This is a genomic window from Shewanella sp. LC6, from assembly GCF_006385735.2.
GTDB lineage: Bacteria > Pseudomonadota > Gammaproteobacteria > Enterobacterales > Shewanellaceae > Shewanella > Shewanella xiamenensis.
Genome location: NZ_CP043902.1, coordinates 2,309,399 through 2,326,465 on the forward strand (window position 1 = coordinate 2,309,399; position 17,067 = coordinate 2,326,465).

General features: G+C 45.8%; 13 protein-coding genes. 10 read left to right on the forward strand and 3 right to left on the reverse strand.

The features are described from left to right. Positions 1 to 19: 19 nt before the first annotated feature. The 5 genes from FJD32_RS10505 to FJD32_RS10525 all read left to right on the forward strand — a co-directional run bounded on the left by FJD32_RS10505 (position 20) and on the right by FJD32_RS10525 (position 7,153). Positions 20 to 1,264 (forward strand): cation diffusion facilitator family transporter, encoded by a 1,245-nt coding sequence (locus tag FJD32_RS10505; RefSeq protein ID WP_205403044.1) that lies wholly within the window; start codon positions 20 to 22, stop codon positions 1,262 to 1,264. Beyond that, positions 1,264 to 1,725, forward strand: a complete 462-nt coding sequence (locus tag FJD32_RS10510; RefSeq protein WP_037417825.1) for a MarR family transcriptional regulator — start codon at positions 1,264 to 1,266, stop codon at positions 1,723 to 1,725. The genes FJD32_RS10505 and FJD32_RS10510 overlap by 1 nt, the downstream gene beginning before the upstream one ends. Positions 1,726 to 1,987: 262 nt before the next feature. After that, on the forward strand, positions 1,988 to 4,081 hold the full coding sequence (locus tag FJD32_RS10515) for a prolyl oligopeptidase family serine peptidase (RefSeq protein WP_055646629.1): 2,094 nt from the start codon (positions 1,988 to 1,990) through the stop codon (positions 4,079 to 4,081). Between the two features lie 258 nt (positions 4,082 to 4,339). Continuing rightward, positions 4,340 to 5,965, forward strand: a complete 1,626-nt coding sequence (locus FJD32_RS10520; protein ID WP_140907040.1) for a phosphoethanolamine--lipid A transferase — start codon at positions 4,340 to 4,342, stop codon at positions 5,963 to 5,965. A 159-nt stretch (positions 5,966 to 6,124) separates the two neighbouring features. Beyond that, on the forward strand, positions 6,125 to 7,153 hold the full coding sequence (locus FJD32_RS10525) for a GGDEF domain-containing protein (RefSeq protein ID WP_140907039.1): 1,029 nt from the start codon (positions 6,125 to 6,127) through the stop codon (positions 7,151 to 7,153). A 114-nt stretch (positions 7,154 to 7,267) separates the two neighbouring features. Here the strand turns inward: FJD32_RS10525 and FJD32_RS10530 are convergent, their stop codons facing one another. Continuing rightward, entirely contained in the window at positions 7,268 to 7,912 is a 645-nt protein-coding gene (locus FJD32_RS10530; protein ID WP_140907038.1) for a DUF938 domain-containing protein, read from the reverse strand. Positions 7,913 to 8,227: 315 nt separating this feature from the next. Here FJD32_RS10530 and FJD32_RS10535 point away from each other — a divergent pair, with 315 nt between their 5' ends. Further along, positions 8,228 to 9,517 carry an FAD-binding oxidoreductase gene (locus FJD32_RS10535; protein WP_140907037.1) on the forward strand — a complete coding sequence of 430 codons (1,290 nt, stop codon included), beginning with the start codon at positions 8,228 to 8,230 and terminating at the stop codon, positions 9,515 to 9,517. 61 nt (positions 9,518 to 9,578) lie between these two features. Here the strand turns inward: FJD32_RS10535 and FJD32_RS10540 are convergent, their stop codons facing one another. Next, positions 9,579 to 10,454 (reverse strand): LysR substrate-binding domain-containing protein, encoded by an 876-nt coding sequence (locus FJD32_RS10540; protein WP_140907036.1) that lies wholly within the window; start codon positions 10,452 to 10,454, stop codon positions 9,579 to 9,581. A gap of 195 nt (positions 10,455 to 10,649) precedes the next feature. Here FJD32_RS10540 and FJD32_RS10545 point away from each other — a divergent pair, with 195 nt between their 5' ends. The 4 genes from FJD32_RS10545 to FJD32_RS10560 all read left to right on the forward strand — a co-directional run bounded on the left by FJD32_RS10545 (position 10,650) and on the right by FJD32_RS10560 (position 15,350). Beyond that, positions 10,650 to 11,789 carry an S-(hydroxymethyl)glutathione dehydrogenase/class III alcohol dehydrogenase gene (locus tag FJD32_RS10545; RefSeq protein ID WP_011622557.1) on the forward strand — a complete coding sequence of 380 codons (1,140 nt, stop codon included), beginning with the start codon at positions 10,650 to 10,652 and terminating at the stop codon, positions 11,787 to 11,789. A 127-nt stretch (positions 11,790 to 11,916) separates the two neighbouring features. After that, positions 11,917 to 12,756 carry an S-formylglutathione hydrolase gene (gene fghA, locus FJD32_RS10550; RefSeq protein WP_140907035.1) on the forward strand — a complete coding sequence of 280 codons (840 nt, stop codon included), beginning with the start codon at positions 11,917 to 11,919 and terminating at the stop codon, positions 12,754 to 12,756. Positions 12,757 to 13,046: 290 nt separating this feature from the next. Continuing rightward, positions 13,047 to 13,829 (forward strand): S1 family peptidase, encoded by a 783-nt coding sequence (locus tag FJD32_RS10555; RefSeq protein WP_140907034.1) that lies wholly within the window; start codon positions 13,047 to 13,049, stop codon positions 13,827 to 13,829. Positions 13,830 to 14,612: 783 nt separating this feature from the next. Beyond that, the gene (locus FJD32_RS10560) at positions 14,613 to 15,350 is read left to right on the forward strand and encodes a hypothetical protein (protein WP_140907033.1); all 738 of its coding nucleotides are present in this window, start codon (positions 14,613 to 14,615) and stop codon (positions 15,348 to 15,350) included. 112 nt (positions 15,351 to 15,462) lie between these two features. Here FJD32_RS10560 and FJD32_RS10565 read toward each other — a convergent pair whose 3' ends face one another. Beyond that, positions 15,463 to 16,839 carry an L-serine ammonia-lyase gene (locus tag FJD32_RS10565; protein ID WP_037429797.1) on the reverse strand — a complete coding sequence of 459 codons (1,377 nt, stop codon included), beginning with the start codon at positions 16,837 to 16,839 and terminating at the stop codon, positions 15,463 to 15,465. Positions 16,840 to 17,067: the final 228 nt, after the last annotated feature.

Genomic DNA, 17,067 nt, shown 5'->3' on the forward strand with positions numbered 1-17,067 from the left:
GGGAACGTAGGAAAAAATAATGAAAATAACCCCTTCAACAACAACGCCGCAGCCAAGTCATGGCGTTGGACACTCCATTGCCCAATGGCAACATCCCCATGGATTCTCTACACAAAATACTGCTGGCGAAAAAAATACCCGTTATGTGCTGTATTTAACGGTTATCACTATGGTGGCCGAGATTGTGGCGGGCACGATATACGGCTCTATGGCATTGCTGGCCGATGGTTGGCATATGGGCACTCATGCCGCCGCCTTTATGATTACGCTGTTTGCCTATTCCTATGCCCGTAAGCATGCCAATGATCCAACCTTTGCCTTTGGTACCGGTAAAGTGAGTGTCCTTGGCGGTTATACCAGCGCCATCGCCTTAGGACTGGTTGCACTTATCATGCTTATCGAATCAGGGATGCGTTTGATAAACCCTGAGAATATTCACTTTAATGAGGCCATTTTCGTAGCCTTGATTGGATTAAGTGTGAACGTATTAAGCGTGTTTTTGTTGAAAGACCATCACTCCCACGACCATGGACATTCACATGGGCATTCACACGGTCACTCTCATGGTCACACTCACGCACATGATCATGATGATGAGAACGATGACCATAAGGCTCATCAAGATAATCATTGCTGCCATGGGCACGATCATCATGCTGCTGACCATGACCATGACCATGACCATGACCATGACCATGACCATGACCATGACCATGACCATGACCATGACCATGACCATGACCATGACCATGACCATGACCATGACGACCATTCACACAACCACGCACATGGACATTCCCATGGGCATTCGGGGCATGATCACAACCTGAGAGCCGCTTATTTTCACGTATTAGCCGATGCATTAACCTCAGTGCTGGCGATTGCCGCACTCTTATTCGGCAAATATATGGGCTTAACTTGGCTCGACCCGATTATGGGGATTGTAGGGGCAATTATTATCAGCCGCTGGTCATGGGGATTGATTCAGCAAACGAGTCCAATTTTGCTCGACGGCGGGGTAAATGCAGCGTTACAGCGTAAAGTGCGCGAAACCATTGAAGCGGTGCCTGATCACCAAGTCGCCGATTTACATATTTGGCGCGTGAGTGCCGATCACCATGCTATTATGTTATCCATAGTGTCCCACTCACCGAAAGAAGCCAGTTATTTTAATCAGTTACTGACTAAGTTCCCTGAGTTATCCCATATTACTATTGAGCTGCATACTTGTCGTCAACGTGAGTGTGTCGCTAAGGAAGCCTAATGACAGTTGCACCGCAGCATGATGCTCTATCAGCCTCGGCCGTCCATTCCACGGATCAGGCGTTAAACCATGTGATTATTGAGTTTTATGAAAAATTATCATCTTGGGAGCATGCTATCGTGCGTGATAAGGGTTTTAGCCTATCACAGGTTCACACCATTGAATTATTGGGAGTGCACGGCGCGATGCGGATGAAGGAACTTGCTGATAAAATTGGGGTAACGACTGGCACGCTTACGGTGCAAATCGATAAGATGGTCGAATCCCAATGGGTTGTGCGCCGCCCGCACGAAACCGATAGGCGCTCGATTCTGGTCGAGTTAACCGAAAAGGGTCAAGCACTGTTCCTTGAGCATGATGCGCTGCATTTGCAATTAACGACCGATCTCACCGCTAAAATGAGCGCGGAGGAGCGCAGCGTGCTGCTGAACCTGCTGACGCGGATGAACCAAGAGTTTTAATTGCACATTTATGTAGCTCATTAAGTCACGATTAAAGCGCCCCGATGGGCGCTTTTTTTATGACACAACATCTTGAATATTTTCGATTCATTCTCGATTAATCATCCGTGATTACAATACCTTATCTTTTGTTACATTCTTGTTGTATTAAAAGTTGAACTGAAAATCAATTAAGGTAATGTAGAGCAGAAATTAAGATGGAATCAATTTAAGGGCTCTGTTTAAGGACTATGTTTAAGGGCTCTGTTTAAAAAGGAATAACATGAATCGTAAATTACTGCCTTGGTGCATCGCAGGTGTGCTCACTATGACTGCTCAAGTTCACGCGCAAGAAGACCCGTATATGTGGCTTGAAGAGGTTGAAGGTGCAAAGCCTATGGAATGGGTTAAAGCCCAAAATGCCGCCTCAGCCGCCGAAATTAAAGCCTTCAAAGGGTTTGATACCTTAGTCGCAAATAGCCTCGCTATCCTCAATGACAAAGAGCGTATTCCCTACGCTACCCACATCGGCGACAAGTTGTATAACTTTTGGAAGGACGATACCCATGTCCGGGGGATTTATCGCCGCACGACCATGGAAGAATACACAAAGGCGCAACCCAAGTGGGAAACTGTGCTTGATGTCGATGCTTTAGGTAAGTCGGAATCGGTTAACTGGGTATTTAAGAGCATTGATTGCCAATATCCCGATAATCAACGTTGTTTTGTGTCTTTATCCCGTGGCGGCGCCGATGCGGTCGAAGTGCGTGAATTTGATTTAACCACCAAAGATTTTGTGCCAGCAAAAGATAAGCCATTCTTTTTAAAAGAAGCGAAATCTAGCCTAAGTTGGATAGATAAAGACCAAGCATTTGTCGGCACCGACTTTGGTGATGGCCAAAGCATGACGGACTCAGGTTATCCCCGTGTCGTTAAGTTATGGCAACGTGGTACGCCACTTGAGCAAGCGAAAACGATTTTTAGTGGTGATAAAACCTCGGTGGCAGTATCGGGTTGGGTGATGTTCGACGATAAAACTCCGCTGAGCCTAGTCACAGAAGCACATACCTTTTACACCGCCACCCAATATGTTTATCAAGACGGAAAACTGACTAAGCTGCCAATCCCACAAGATGCCGAGATTAAAGGCTATTTCCAAGGCAAATTGTTTATTGAGCTAAAAAGTGACTTAGCAACGCCTGCGGCGACATTCGGCCAAGGCGCTGTGGTGTACGCTAATGTGGCGGATTTAATTGCCCAAAAAGCGGCGTTTACTGAATTTGTGAGCCCTACGCCAACAGCATCAATAGCGCAGTTAAGTTTTAGTAAGAGCGCGATTTTTGTTAATTGGCTCGATAACGTGAAGAGTAAGCTGGTTCGCTACGAGCAAGATGAAAAAGGCGCATGGCAAAGCACGCCAGTGCCCTTTGAGGCCAACGGCGCGCTAACTGTGATGGATATGGAGCGCGACAGTGACGATTTCTTTGTCAACTACACTAGCTTCCTTGAGCCATCGAGCCTGTATACCGTCAATGCTAAGGCGCTTAAACCTCAAAAAATCAAAGGTATGCCTCAGCAGTTTGCGGCGGATAAATTTAAAACCGAGCAATATTTTGCCACCTCAAAGGATGGTACCAAAGTGCCTTATTTTGTGGTGATGGCAAAAAATCTTAAGCTCGATGGCAGCAATCCAACACTGCTTTATGGTTATGGCGGATTTGAAGTGTCTCTTCGCCCAGCGTATTCAGCTACCATTGGTAAAAACTGGTTAGAGCAGGGCGGTGTGTATGTACTGGCCAATATCCGAGGTGGCGGCGAGTATGGTCCTGCGTGGCATCAAGCGGCGCTTAAGCAGAATCGTCATAAGGCCTACGAGGACTTTGAGGCCATCGCTGAGGATCTCATCGCCCGTAAGATCACCTCGAGCAAGCATTTAGGCATTCAAGGTGGCAGTAACGGTGGTTTGCTGATGGGCGCCGCCTTTACCCGTCGTCCCGATCTCTATAATGCCGTGGTATGCCAAGTGCCTTTACTCGATATGTACCGTTTCAATAAGTTACTCGCTGGCGCAAGTTGGATGGGGGAGTACGGTAATCCTGATGTTCCAGAGGAATGGGCCTACATAAAAACTTACTCGCCATACCATAACCTGCATAAAGACGTGCATTATCCTAAGGTGTTTTTTACCACCTCAACCCGTGACGACAGGGTACATCCAGGGCACGCCCGCAAGATGGTGGCTAAGATGAAGGATATGGGTATTGATGTGCTTTACTATGAAAATATCGAAGGTGGGCATGCTGGGGCTGCAGATAATAATCAAGCTGCGGAACTAAATTCAATGGCGTTTGCCTACTTATTACAGCAGTTAAAATAATCGCACTTGTTACCGCAGTAAATTAACAAGCTGGGGTTAGTTCCGAGCAAGTCCCTATAGGTTGGGGAGTCAAAAACGGTCGAATGCCTTCAGATTCGGCCGTTTTTTTAATCCGCATTATAACTTGTTAATTATAAAGATTATTTAATTGAGGAGAATCTGACGACTTGCTAAGATGGCGCAAATTGTAGGGCATAAGATTGCCTTAAGAAAACTAAGTTAGCTTCGGCCCACTATTGATTTGAGAGACCATAACCAGTGCTGACGAGATTTAAAACCCTAACCGTGAATCGTTTCACTTTTATCACCGCAGTATTTTACGTTTGCGTTTTTAATATCCCACTGTTTGAAATCATCAAAAAAGGCATTGAAAAACAACCTGATGTCGATCCGGTTTTTATCGCCAGTATGCCGTTATTTTTGATCTTTGCGCTGAGTTTTGTGTTTTCGCTGTTTACAGTGAAGTATCTGCTAAAGCCCTTTTTTATCATCCTCACTTTATTATCATCTAGCGTGTTTTTTGCGGCCTTAAAATACAATATCGTGTTTGATTACGGCATGATTGAAAACACCTTTCAAACCAACAGCGCTGAAGCGCTGATGTATGTCAATTTTGCTTCCATACTCAATATGCTGCTTACGGGGATTTTGCCAGCCTATTTGATTTACAAAGCTGATATCCAATACAAGCCATTTTTCAAAGAGTTACTACATAAAGTGTTGTTTATGCTGGCGATGTTAGCAGGGCTTGGGATTATCGCCTTCTTCTATTTCCAAGACTACGCTTCCTTTGGCCGCAATAATGATGAGATTAAGCGTTATATCGTGCCGACCTATTTTATTGGTGCGGCGGCTAAGTACATCAATGTGCATTACCTACAAACACCAATCAAATATGAACAGCTTGGCTTGGATGCAAAAAATGTCAGTCCCAATGCCAACGGTAAGCCCAATTTATTAGTGCTGGTGGTTGGGGAAACGGCTCGTTCGATGAACTATCAATACTATGGTTATGATAAACCGACTAACGCCCATACTCAGGGGCAAGGATTACTGGTCTTTAAGGATACCCATTCTTGTGGAACGGCAACCGCAGTATCGCTGCCTTGCATGTTTTCCCGCATGGGACGCGATGACTATGATTCCCGCCGTGCCTATGCCCAAGACACGGCCGTTGATGTACTGAATCATGGCGGGATTAAGGTGCAATGGTTTGATAATGACTCGGGTTGTAAAGGCGTGTGCGATCAGGTTGAGAACATCACTATCGATTTAAAGAGCGATCCTGAGTTGTGCTCCGGTCAATATTGCTTTGATCAAGTTTTGTTGAACAAACTTGATGAAGCATTAGCTAACGCCGAGCAAAAAGATACCGTGATTGCGTTACATATTATTGGCAGTCACGGGCCGACCTATTATCTACGTTATCCGCCAGAGCACCGTAAATTTACGCCGGATTGCCCACGTAGTGATATTCAAAATTGCACTGCTGAAGCGTTAATGAATACCTACGACAACACTATCTTATATACCGATTACATTCTTAGTCAGGTTGTCAATAAACTTAAACAGCAGCAAGAAAAATTTGATACCGCCATGTTTTATCTCTCCGATCATGGCGAGTCTTTGGGTGAGAAAGGCATGTACTTGCATGGCGCCCCTTACAGCATTGCGCCTATTGAGCAAACGAGTATTCCTATGCTGGCTTGGTTTTCTGAGGACTTTAGTCAAGATAATCACTTGAATATGGCTTGTCTTGCTAAAGAAGCTGAAAAGGGGGGATTTTCCCATGACAATTTATTCGATAGCCTATTGGGATTAATGAATGTTCAAACTCAGGTTTATCAGCCTGAATTGGATATTTTTGCCCGCTGCCGAGGTTGAGCCGCTTTTGGCATAACATAAAAAATTAAAGGAGGATGGCAACATCCTCTTTTTGTTTTTGCGCGCCATCATAATAATCATTTTATCCAGTATCCAAAACGAAGCAGTTGAGTTAACTTAAGTTATACAAAATTATAACAACTCATGGATGCATGATTCATGTCTTTTCCTGCAGCAAATAAAGAGCTCGATTCAGCGGCTCAAATTTTACGTTTAGCTGTACCGCAAATGTCTGCGCTCGATATACCGGTTACGCCAGAAAACTACACCATTTGGTATGAGTATTTTGCTCAGTCAAACTTAGATCTTAATCGTGCTATTGATGGTTTTCTTGCTAACAATGTCGTATTTACCAAAGAAGTGAATACCAGTCTGTACAAGAATTTTATTCAAGAGAAGTCCCCTGAAGTCATTGAGAATGTCCAGATAGAAACTCAGATACTGATTAACTCTCTCATCAGTAAAATTACTCAGTTAACTCAAGGAACGGAAGCATTTACAAGCACCTTGGCGGATTTTGGATTGCAACTGCAATCAACGCCCGATGTGAATACGTTAAATCAATTAGTCGATGGGGTGCTTGATGAAATGCAGAGCCTATTGGTTAATAACCAAGCCATGGAGCAGAGCCTCAATGCCATGGGACAAGAAGTACAAAACTTAAAAGCTGAAATGGAAAATTTAAGTCTGGCAGCAATGACAGATCAATTGACTTCGTTACATAACCGCCGAGCTTACGAAATTGCTATTCAAGACCATATCCATCGTGCGGAGGAACAACAAACCCGTTGTAGTTTATTACTTGTGGATATTGACAGATTTAAGATATTTAACGACACCTATGGGCATCAAATCGGCGACAAAGTCTTGGCTTATGTTGCGCTGGCTTTAAAACAATGTGTGCGTGGTGATGACTTTGTCGCCCGTTACGGCGGTGAGGAATTTGTGGTGTTGCTGCCTAATACCCATTTTCATGATGCGCTGCAAGTGGCCGAGACTTTGAGGGAGCGGATCTCCGAGCGGCGCCTAGCGATAGGCAAAGATAAAAAACTCTCATTGGGCGCCATTACGGTGTCGATTGGCTTAGCCTCTTTGCAAAAGGGCGATGATGCAGAAACCTTGTTTAGCAGAGCGGATAAAGCCCTGTATGAAGCTAAATCTGATGGCCGTAATTGCGTGCGGGGCTGAGTTGTTGCTTATTATCAGTATAGTTTGAGGGCGTATGGATAATGGTTTAAGTGTTAGTAATCTCAGCATCCTTATGCTTCAGTGATGCGAATCTTGGGTTCAGGATTGAGCGCCTTACGCCAATAAATGTTTAAAATGCAGTAAGCGATTGTTGGCGGGCATGGCGATATCTTCAACTAAGGTTAAGTTTTGGGCTTGGGCAAGGGTGATAATCCATTCAACATCTCGAATACCGCTTTCACTATCTCTTTGTTTTAATAAGTCATCAAATCGCCGATTGCTGTCGCTGGTATAGTGACCTTGATAGTTAAAAGGCCCGTACAGGCATAGGGAGTTGAGCTGTGGTAAATACTCACCTAAGCCATTAAAAAATGCTTCCACCTTGGGTTTACTCATAATATGTAAGGTATTGGCGCTGAATACTGCATCGATATGGGGGCCGTTGATAGGCCAAGGTAGTGACACATCAAGTGTAATAGGTAAGCCAAGATTATGAACGCCAAGTTGATGACCTTGTTGCAAACATCTTGCACTAATGCCCTCAAGATATTGCGCTTGATCGCTCGTTTGCCAAAAAAGTTGAGGGAGATTCGCCGCAAAATAAACGGCGTGTTGCCCCGTGCCGCTGCCGATTTCAAGTACTTGTTTGGTATTGGCAAAAGCGGTTTTTAATACCGCAAGAATAGGCGCTTTATTATTTTCACAGGCTTGAGAAAAGGGCAGAACATCAGTTGTTTGAGGTTGTATATCCTGCGGCATAGTTTCTCCTGATAGGTCATTGTTAAACAAGTTATTGTTAAATAAATCTTTGTGAAATGCGTCTTTCTGATGGCGATTACCCTTGAGACAATAACGCAGGGTCAATTCTATTACCATCCTAGCGGGTGGTGCCTAGCTTAAGTCACTAACCTCGTTAATCCAATGGCTTAAGCTGTTTTGCCAAACTCGCTTATTTCCCTGTCAGGGGGCATTCTTCTGTTGACCATGATAATAGCTTCGTTATACTCAAAAATTCTGAACGTTTGTAAAAAATATTAAACGAAAAATCATAATAACATCGTGTAAGGAAACCCTATGTCAGCCAAACGCTGTGCCTCTTATTACAATGCCACCATTAAGCAAGAGTCTGATTATCCAGAACTTGAAGGTAATCTTCGTGTAGATGTTGCCATTATCGGCGGCGGGTTTACTGGGGTTGCAACAGCGGTTGAGTTGTCTGAAAAAGGCTACAAGGTCGCATTATTAGAGGCAAATAAAATTGCTTGGGGCGCCACTGGCCGTAATGGTGGTCAAGTGACCGGAAGCCTATCTGGCGATGCAGCGATGACCAAGCAATTACGCCGTCATCTTGGTCAGGATGCCGAGGATTATGTGTGGGATCTTCGCTGGCGTGGGCACGATATCATCAAAAGTAGAGTGGCGAAGTACAACATTGATTGTGATTTAAAATTTGGTCATATCCAGACGGCCTATCGCCCCACACATATGGCAGAGTTACAGCAAATGTTCGACGAGGCTAATCGCCGTGGCATGGGGGAGTTTATGACCTTAGTGCCTGAGCAGGAGATGCCCACCTATTTAGCCTCGCCCTTGTACCACGGCGGTTTAGTCAATCGGCGCAATATGCATCTGCATTCGGTAAATCTATGCCTTGGTGAGGCTCGAGCCGCGGCTTCATTGGGCGCTAAGATTTTTGAACATTCACAGGTGCTGGATATTCAGCAAGGAGAGCTTGCAACCGTGCTCACGCCAAAGGGAAGGGTAAAGGCAAACAGCGTGCTCATCGCGGGCAATGCCTACCACAAATTGGGCCGTCCCAAGCTACGGGGCATGTTATTTCCTGCCTCCCTTGGCAATTGTGCGACAGCCCAATTGCCGGCTGAGTTAGCTAAGCAACTTAATCCGCAGGATTTGGCCGTGTATGATTGTCGCTTCGTGCTGGATTATTACCGCTTAACTGCCGACAACCGTTTGATGTTTGGCGGTGGCACCAATTACAGCGGCCGCGATCCTAAAAACGTTGCCGCCGAGCTGCGCCCGGCGATTGAACGTACTTTCCCCCAGTTAAAGGGCGTTGACATTGAATTTGCCTGGGCTGGCATGGCGGGGATAGTGATTAACCGTATTCCCCAGTTGGGCAAAATTACTCCGAATATCTTGTATTGTCAGGGATATTCGGGCCATGGCGTGGCAACTTCCCATATCATGGCCGAGATCATGGGGCTGGCGATCGATGGTCAAATGCGAGAGTTCGATCTCTTCGCCGCGATGCGTCATATCCGGATCCCGCTGAATGAATGGTTTGGTAATCAGGCACTGGCCCTAGGTATGTTGTATTACACCCTCAGGGAAAACTGGCGCTAAACAGGTGGGGAGTCTGGCGAAAGCGAGATGATTGTCACTCATATTGGATTAATTGTTATAGTTAACTGCTCGCCAGTTTTTCAGCTAAATAATCCACTAAAACCCGCACTTTGGCGCTCAGGTGACGATTCTGGGGGTAGAGCGCCCAAATGCCTTCTTTAGCTTCGCGGTGTGCGTCGAGAAAGGAGATAAGTTTGCCTGCATGAATATCTTCTTCAATATAATAATCAGGGAGTTGTACTATCCCTATGCCCTTTAACGCTGCATCCCGCAGGGCGTAACCGCTGTTGCAGATAAGGTTGCCGCGTACCTTAATATTGCGCTCGCGGCCATGTTCAATAAAGCGCCAGTAATTGTGATTCCCGATCAGACAATTATGTTGATTTAACTCCGAAAGCGTATGGGGCTCACCGTATTTTTCAACGTAACTGGGTGAGGCGGCCACATAATGCGTGCGGCTGCTAAGGGGTTTGGCCATCAGGCTTGAGTCGGCGAGTTTACCAAGGCGAATAGCCAAATCGTAACCGCCCTCAATCAAATCTAAGGTTCTGTTGGTCAAGTCAACATTACATTCCACGCTCGGGTATTGCACCATAAAGTCATTGAGTAACGGCATGATAAATTTTTCACCGTAGGCCACGGGCGCGGTGAGTTTTATCAGTCCTTGGGGTGAGTCTTTAAGATCGGTAATTGCTCGCTCGGCCTCCTCGAGGCCTGTTTGCAATTGGCGGCAATGGCGATAATAAATCGTGCCTTCTTCGGTAAGCGATACCTTGCGCGTCGTACGGTAAAACAGCTTAGTGCCGAGGCGATTTTCCAGCGCGCCGATTTGCCGACTCACGTGGGCGGTGGACACATTGAGGCGCTGTGCGGCCAAGGTAAAGTTCTCGGCTTCGGCTACTGCTACAAATTCTGATATGCCATCCCAAAGGTACATTGTTGCTTCTCAGTAAAAATGAATTGCCAAAATGCTAGATTATCAATCCTCAGGAAATAAATACAATCTAGTGACTGCATTACCGCACACTATTTTTAAGCTTATCCGTCCACCTCAATCTATGCTTACAAGCGAGTAGGGCTAGGATAAGCCGTAAATTGATAAGCCCATTGATTAAAAGAAGGAAAGACAAGCATGTCGAACGAAAAACCACAGTTTATCAAGTCAAAGGCCGCCGTGGCCTGGGGGCCGGGACAGCCGCTCAAGATTGAAGAAGTCGATGTGATGTTACCTAAAGCCGGCGAAGTATTAGTTCGCATCGTGGCGACTGGGGTGTGCCATACCGATGCGTTTACCTTAAGTGGTGACGATCCAGAAGGCGTGTTCCCAGCGATCCTCGGCCATGAGGGCGGTGGTATTGTTGAGCAAGTGGGCGAAGGCGTGACCAGCGTGCAGGTGGGCGACCATGTGATCCCTCTCTACACGCCTGAATGCGGTGAATGTAAATTCTGTTTATCGGGTAAAACAAACCTGTGCCAGAAGATCCGCGCGACTCAAGGCAAAGGTTTAATGCCAGATGGCACCACGCGTTTCTATAAAGATGGTCAGCCAATTTTCCATTATATGGGCTGTTCTACCTTCTCTGAATATACGGTATTACCTGAAATTTCATTGGCTAAGGTTAATAAAACTGCGCCATTAGAAGAGATCTGTCTGCTCGGCTGTGGTGTGACGACAGGTATGGGCGCCGTAATGAACACCGCTAAGGTGGAAGAAGGCGCGACCGTGGCGATTTTTGGCCTAGGTGGTATTGGTCTTTCGGCCATTATTGGTGCGACCATGGCTAAAGCCAGCCGGATTATTGCCATTGATATCAACGAATCTAAATTCGAACTTGCCCGTAAATTAGGTGCAACCGATTGTATTAATCCGAAACATTTCGACAAACCCATTCAAGAGGTGATTGTCGAGATGACCGATGGCGGCGTGGATTATTCCTTCGAATGTATCGGTAATGTCAATGTGATGCGCAGCGCGCTTGAGTGTTGCCACAAGGGCTGGGGCGAATCAGTGATCATTGGTGTTGCGGGCGCAGGGCAGGAGATCTCAACCCGTCCATTCCAACTGGTGACGGGCCGTGTATGGCGCGGTTCTGCCTTCGGTGGCGTAAAAGGACGTTCGCAATTACCTAAAATCGTTGAACAATACCTTGCAGGTGAGTTTAAGCTAGATGACTTTATCACCCACACTATGGGACTTGAGCAAGTCAACGAAGCCTTCGACTTGATGCATGAAGGCAAGAGCATTCGCAGCGTGATCCATTTCGATAAATAATTGCGCTCTTTGGCATCACAGCAGCAGATAACCGCTAACGACTTATCTGCTGCTTATGTGTTTTAAGCTTGTGATAGGGTCTTGAACGGCAAGCTAACCACTGAAAGTGAACAGGAAAGGGATTGACATGACCATAGAAAATATCAGCTGTAATAAGAGTTTTGGTGGTTGGCACAAACAGTATCGCCATCAATCTCAGGCGCTGAACTGCGAGATGCGCTTTGCGATTTACCTGCCACCCGAGGCGGCCAACAAATCAGTGCCTGTGTTGTATTGGCTATCTGGACTCACCTGTACCGATGAAAACTTTATGCAGAAGGCGGGCGCGCAGCGTATTGCGGCGCAGTTGGGAATGGCTATCGTCGCTCCCGATACCAGTCCTCGTGGTGATGATGTTGCCGATGCACCGGATAAAGCCTATGACTTAGGTCTTGGCGCAGGGTTTTATGTGAATGCGACCAGAGCACCTTGGAATCGCCATTATAAAATGTACGACTATATCGTGCATGAGCTGCCAGCGCTGATTGAAGCGAATTTCCCCGTAACCGGACAGCGCGCTATCTCTGGCCACTCCATGGGCGGGCATGGCGCGTTAGTCATTGGATTAACCCATCCCCACAGATATAGCTCCATTTCGGCCTTTAGCCCTATCAGCAATCCAAGCAATGCGCCTTGGGGGATTAAAGCCTTTACCGAGTATTTAGGGGAAAATCGTGAGCACTGGCGCCAATATGATGCCTGTGAGTTACTCAAATTGGCGATCAGCGAAGTGCCTATTTTAGTCGACCAAGGCGATGCCGACAGCTTTTTAGAAACACAATTAATGCCACACACGCTCAGTGATATCGCCAAAACGAAAGGCTATCCCTTAGATTTGCGTATGCAGGCGGGCTACGACCATAGCTATTACTTTATTGCGAGCTTTATTGAAGAACACCTTAAATTCCATAGCTTGTATTTTAAATAAGGTTGCCAATCGTTAACCCCTTTCAGGATTAAACCTCAGAGTTAAAGCCTAGGGTTAAATATTAAAAAGCGCGGTGAACATCAAGTTCGCTGCGCTTTTGTTTTCTACGGATAAATCGTGATGTCATTCAGCATGTCATGTTGGTCCATTGCGCCTGAATGATTTGAATGCAGCGGCTATATCTGAAATGAAAAAAAACTGTTAAGTTCTCGAAATTAATGATGATTCATTCTCTATATTCTCATCGAACAATATTGGTGAATAAATATACGCAAGGATAGGAGTTCAATATGAAATGGATGTTTGTACTGTTACTGGCGATAATGAGTACCGCCAATGCCATGATTATTAGGCATGATGTCGATGACGCGAAATATCAAGCGGCGGCGCAAAGCGATAATTCGACGGTCACCTTTTTAGGACTTTATAAAGGTGATGAAATCGTGCTTGGCACTGGCAGCCTTATCGATAAGCAATGGATTGTGACGGCGGCGCACGTGGCTAATGAGCTAACGGTCGGCAATAAGGTGCAATTTAAAACGCATTTTTACCCGATTAAAGACGTGATAAAACATCCACTTTGGAAAGAGAGGCACTTTCCCTACGATATTGCCTTGGTTCAATTGGCTTCTTCCATTGAGGATGCAACACTCGCTAAATTGAATCATGCCACAACCGAAACGGGCAAAATCGCCACCTTCGTCGGACGTGGCGATTATGGTAATGGGCTAGTGGGCGTTGCGGGGGCCGATAAACAGTTGCGTGCGGCACACAATGCCGTGGTCGGAGTGCAGGAGCAATGGCTGCAATTTATCTTTGACCGCGACGCGAATGCCTTACCATTGGAGGGGATAAGTGGCCCAGGAGATTCAGGTGGTCCAGCGTATCTCGTCTCCACCGATTCAGTTTGTCTTATCGGTGTCAGCTCATGGCAAAATGCTGAGTCAACCAATTGGGAAGAAGGCAAGTATGGCGTGATTGAGCATTACTCACGCATTTCCTATTTCAGGGATTGGATTGAGAAAACACTTTGGAAGATATCAGGGATATCGCCAGAAATCTGTCCTGATTAAGGTATTAGATTGTACTTTTGCGATAAATTGCCGCTATTTCACTACTCTCTATTGTTTGCTCTCATAAAAACGGATGTGTACATCGGTGAGTTTGGCCTAATTTAACCTGAGCTCGGGATAAGTAGAGCCGCTGAATAGGCATCTTTTCTGGCCTCTCTGCGTTGCTCTGTCTCACCATCGCTCGCTATGGCATACGACAGAGCGCCTTGATATACACAAAAAATCTGCGCATTCAGTCAGAAAAAATATTTTTCTTTCAAAAGAATCATTTATGGCATTGATTTAGTTAGGGCGTGTTGACGTTTCGAGATTAGATTTTGTTCGTTCTGGCAAGCATGTGCTCGGAGGAATGATGTGTAGTTTACTCAAATGACGAGCGGCTCTTATGACTGAAAGTAAGAGCAAGGGCTTGCCAGACGAACCCTTCGGGCAGCATTTGGCTGGCTTTTCTGCCGCGTTATCGTCCGTTTATGTAGAATAACTACACTGCACGGACTTTGCCTTGCATAAAAGCCAGCCACATTGCTGCAAAAATAACCCTGAAACGTCAACACGCCCTAGTTAAATTTAGATTTTTTCGACACTCGTTACCCCGAGTTCAGGTTAATTTACTTTTTGAAGAGCATCATATTTCGTTTATTTAATTGTTTGGATAAGTGAGCCTGTCGTGTTTTGAGGAATAATTTGAAACAATGTATTTTAGTGATTAGATAGTAAAAATTTATTTTAAACAGTAAGTTATTTTTCTATTCATGGGAATGAAGTGTGTTTAATGGAGGGATAATGAAAAAGATAAAGCTTGTGGCGTTTTTGAGTTTAATGTTGTTGGGCGGTTGTGCTTCTTACACTACGCCTGGTGGCAGTGTGGCTATCGGCAGCTTAGCAGATTCGGATATTAATGCGCTGATGTCGGTGCAAGCGGCTGCAACATTCCCTGCACATTTTGCCGTGGCACGTATTCAGGCGCCGGGTTATGCATCCTACCGTTTAAGCAGTTTTGGCACAGGCCGTTACAGCGTGGTCACTACTCGTGAAGTCGAAACCGAAGCCGATTTTGCTCAATTAGGTAAAATGCCGCAGGTGGCAGGGATTGCACCGTTAAATCGTATTTTGTTGCCGGAGCAGTTAGATTCCATCAAATCATTGCGGGAAGCTGCGGCAAGACTCAAAGCGGATATCTTACTGATTTATACCTTTGATACCTCTTTCCATGCGGGTGAGCAGCAATTTGCGCCACTGAATGTCATTTCCCTTGGGTTTTTAAAAAATAAAGAAGTGAGCGTGACGACAACCGTCTCGGCGGCTCTGTTTGATGTACGCACCGAATATTTGTATGGATTAGCGGAGTCGACGGCAAAGGAAAGTCGAAACGCATCGGTATGGAGCACCTCTGATGCAGTCGATGATTTGCGCCGAGAGACTGAAAAACAAGCGTTTTCGCAGCTTATTCCTGAAATTGAAAAAACATGGTCGGGAGTGATTTCGCAATATGTGAATTCATCAATGAAGGCGACGAACTAAACGTTGTACTCGTTTTAAGATAAACAAATGCCGCGCTTAATCGTTTAGGTTTGAACGGTTAAGTGCGGCATGACAGTGCTAAAGACTTAAGTTAATTAACAGCTTGAGTGGATTAACACTCAACAATGTTCACCGCAAGGCCGCCTTTGGCGGTTTCTTTGTATTTACTGCGCATATCTTTACCTGTATCCATCATGGTTTTAATCACTTTATCCAGTGATACCTTGTGGTTACCGTCGCCGCGCAGCGCCATACGTGAGGCGTTAATGGCCTTGATTGCGCCCATTGCATTACGTTCAATACAGGGCACTTGCACTAGACCGCCAACGGGATCGCAGGTCAAACCTAGGTTGTGTTCCATACCGATTTCGGCCGCGTTTTCAACATGTTCCACTGTGCCGCCCATAATTTCGGTTAAGGCGCCAGCCGCCATCGAGCAGGCTACGCCGACTTCACCTTGACAGCCAACTTCAGCGCCTGAGATCGAGGCATTTTTCTTATACAAGATACCAATTGCAGCGGCGGTTAACAGGTAACGGGCACAAACGTCGATATCGACTTCTTGCACGAAGGTATCGTAGTAACAAAGCACGGCAGGAATAATACCTGCGGCGCCGTTTGTTGGTGCAGTCACAACGCGATCGCCTGCTGCGTTTTGCTCGTTTACCGAGAGGGCGAATAAATCGACCCAATCCATTGCGGTTAATGGATCGACGTTGTTACGGCCTTCGGCTTTGAGGCGACGATAGAGTGCTGGCGCACGGCGACGAAGTTTTAAACCGCCTGGCAAAATGCCTTCTTTTTGGTAACCACGTTCAATACAGGTTTTCATGGTTTGCCAAATATTCCACAGCTTGGCTTTGACTTCTTCTTCACTGGCTAGGCTAAGTTCGTTGGCCATCATTAAGGATGAAATGCTTAAGCCATGTTCAGTACAAAGTTCGAGTAATTGGGCGCTGCTGTTAAAATCATAAGGTGCTGATTCAATTTGCGATGCTGGTGAGGCATTACGTTGGTTGATTTCATCTTCATCTAAGATAAATCCGCCACCGACAGAGTAGTAAGTGCGCTCAAAAATACATTCGCCTTTGCTGTAGGCATACAGTGTCATGGCGTTCGCATGGGCGGGAAGGGTTTTACGTCTGTGGTAGGTAATGCCGTCTTCACGGGTAAACTTGACTACTTTGCCGCAGCTGAGGGTAAGGGTCTCATTTTTAGACACTTGCTCAAGAATGCCATCGATGCTGTCGGTATCGACGGTTTCAGGATCTTCACCCATCAAGCCTAAGATGACCGCCTTACCTGTGCCGTGGCCTTTGCCGGTTTGGCCGAGGGAACCAAAGAGTTCGGCTCTTAATTCATCCACTTGGGCAATCTGGCCCGAATCAGCAAGGTGCTGCATAAAAATTTTGCCCGCTTTCATGGGGCCAACAGTGTGTGAACTCGAAGGGCCAATGCCGATCTTGAACATATCGAATACGCTAATCATGATTGAAGTCCTGTTGTGTCTCGATTTTTATTTTAGTGTGTGCGGATGAACTTTGCAGTTATCGTGTTAATACGCTGGTTTTTAGGGCATCAACTCTGGCAAACTGCAGGCATTATCCACGTAAAAATAGGCTTGTGTGATACGCTTATGTTCAGTATCCCATAAATCAGTATCAAGATTCACATTAGTTTTTTTTATTAGAAAGTCTTCGGATAAGCTGAGCTTAAT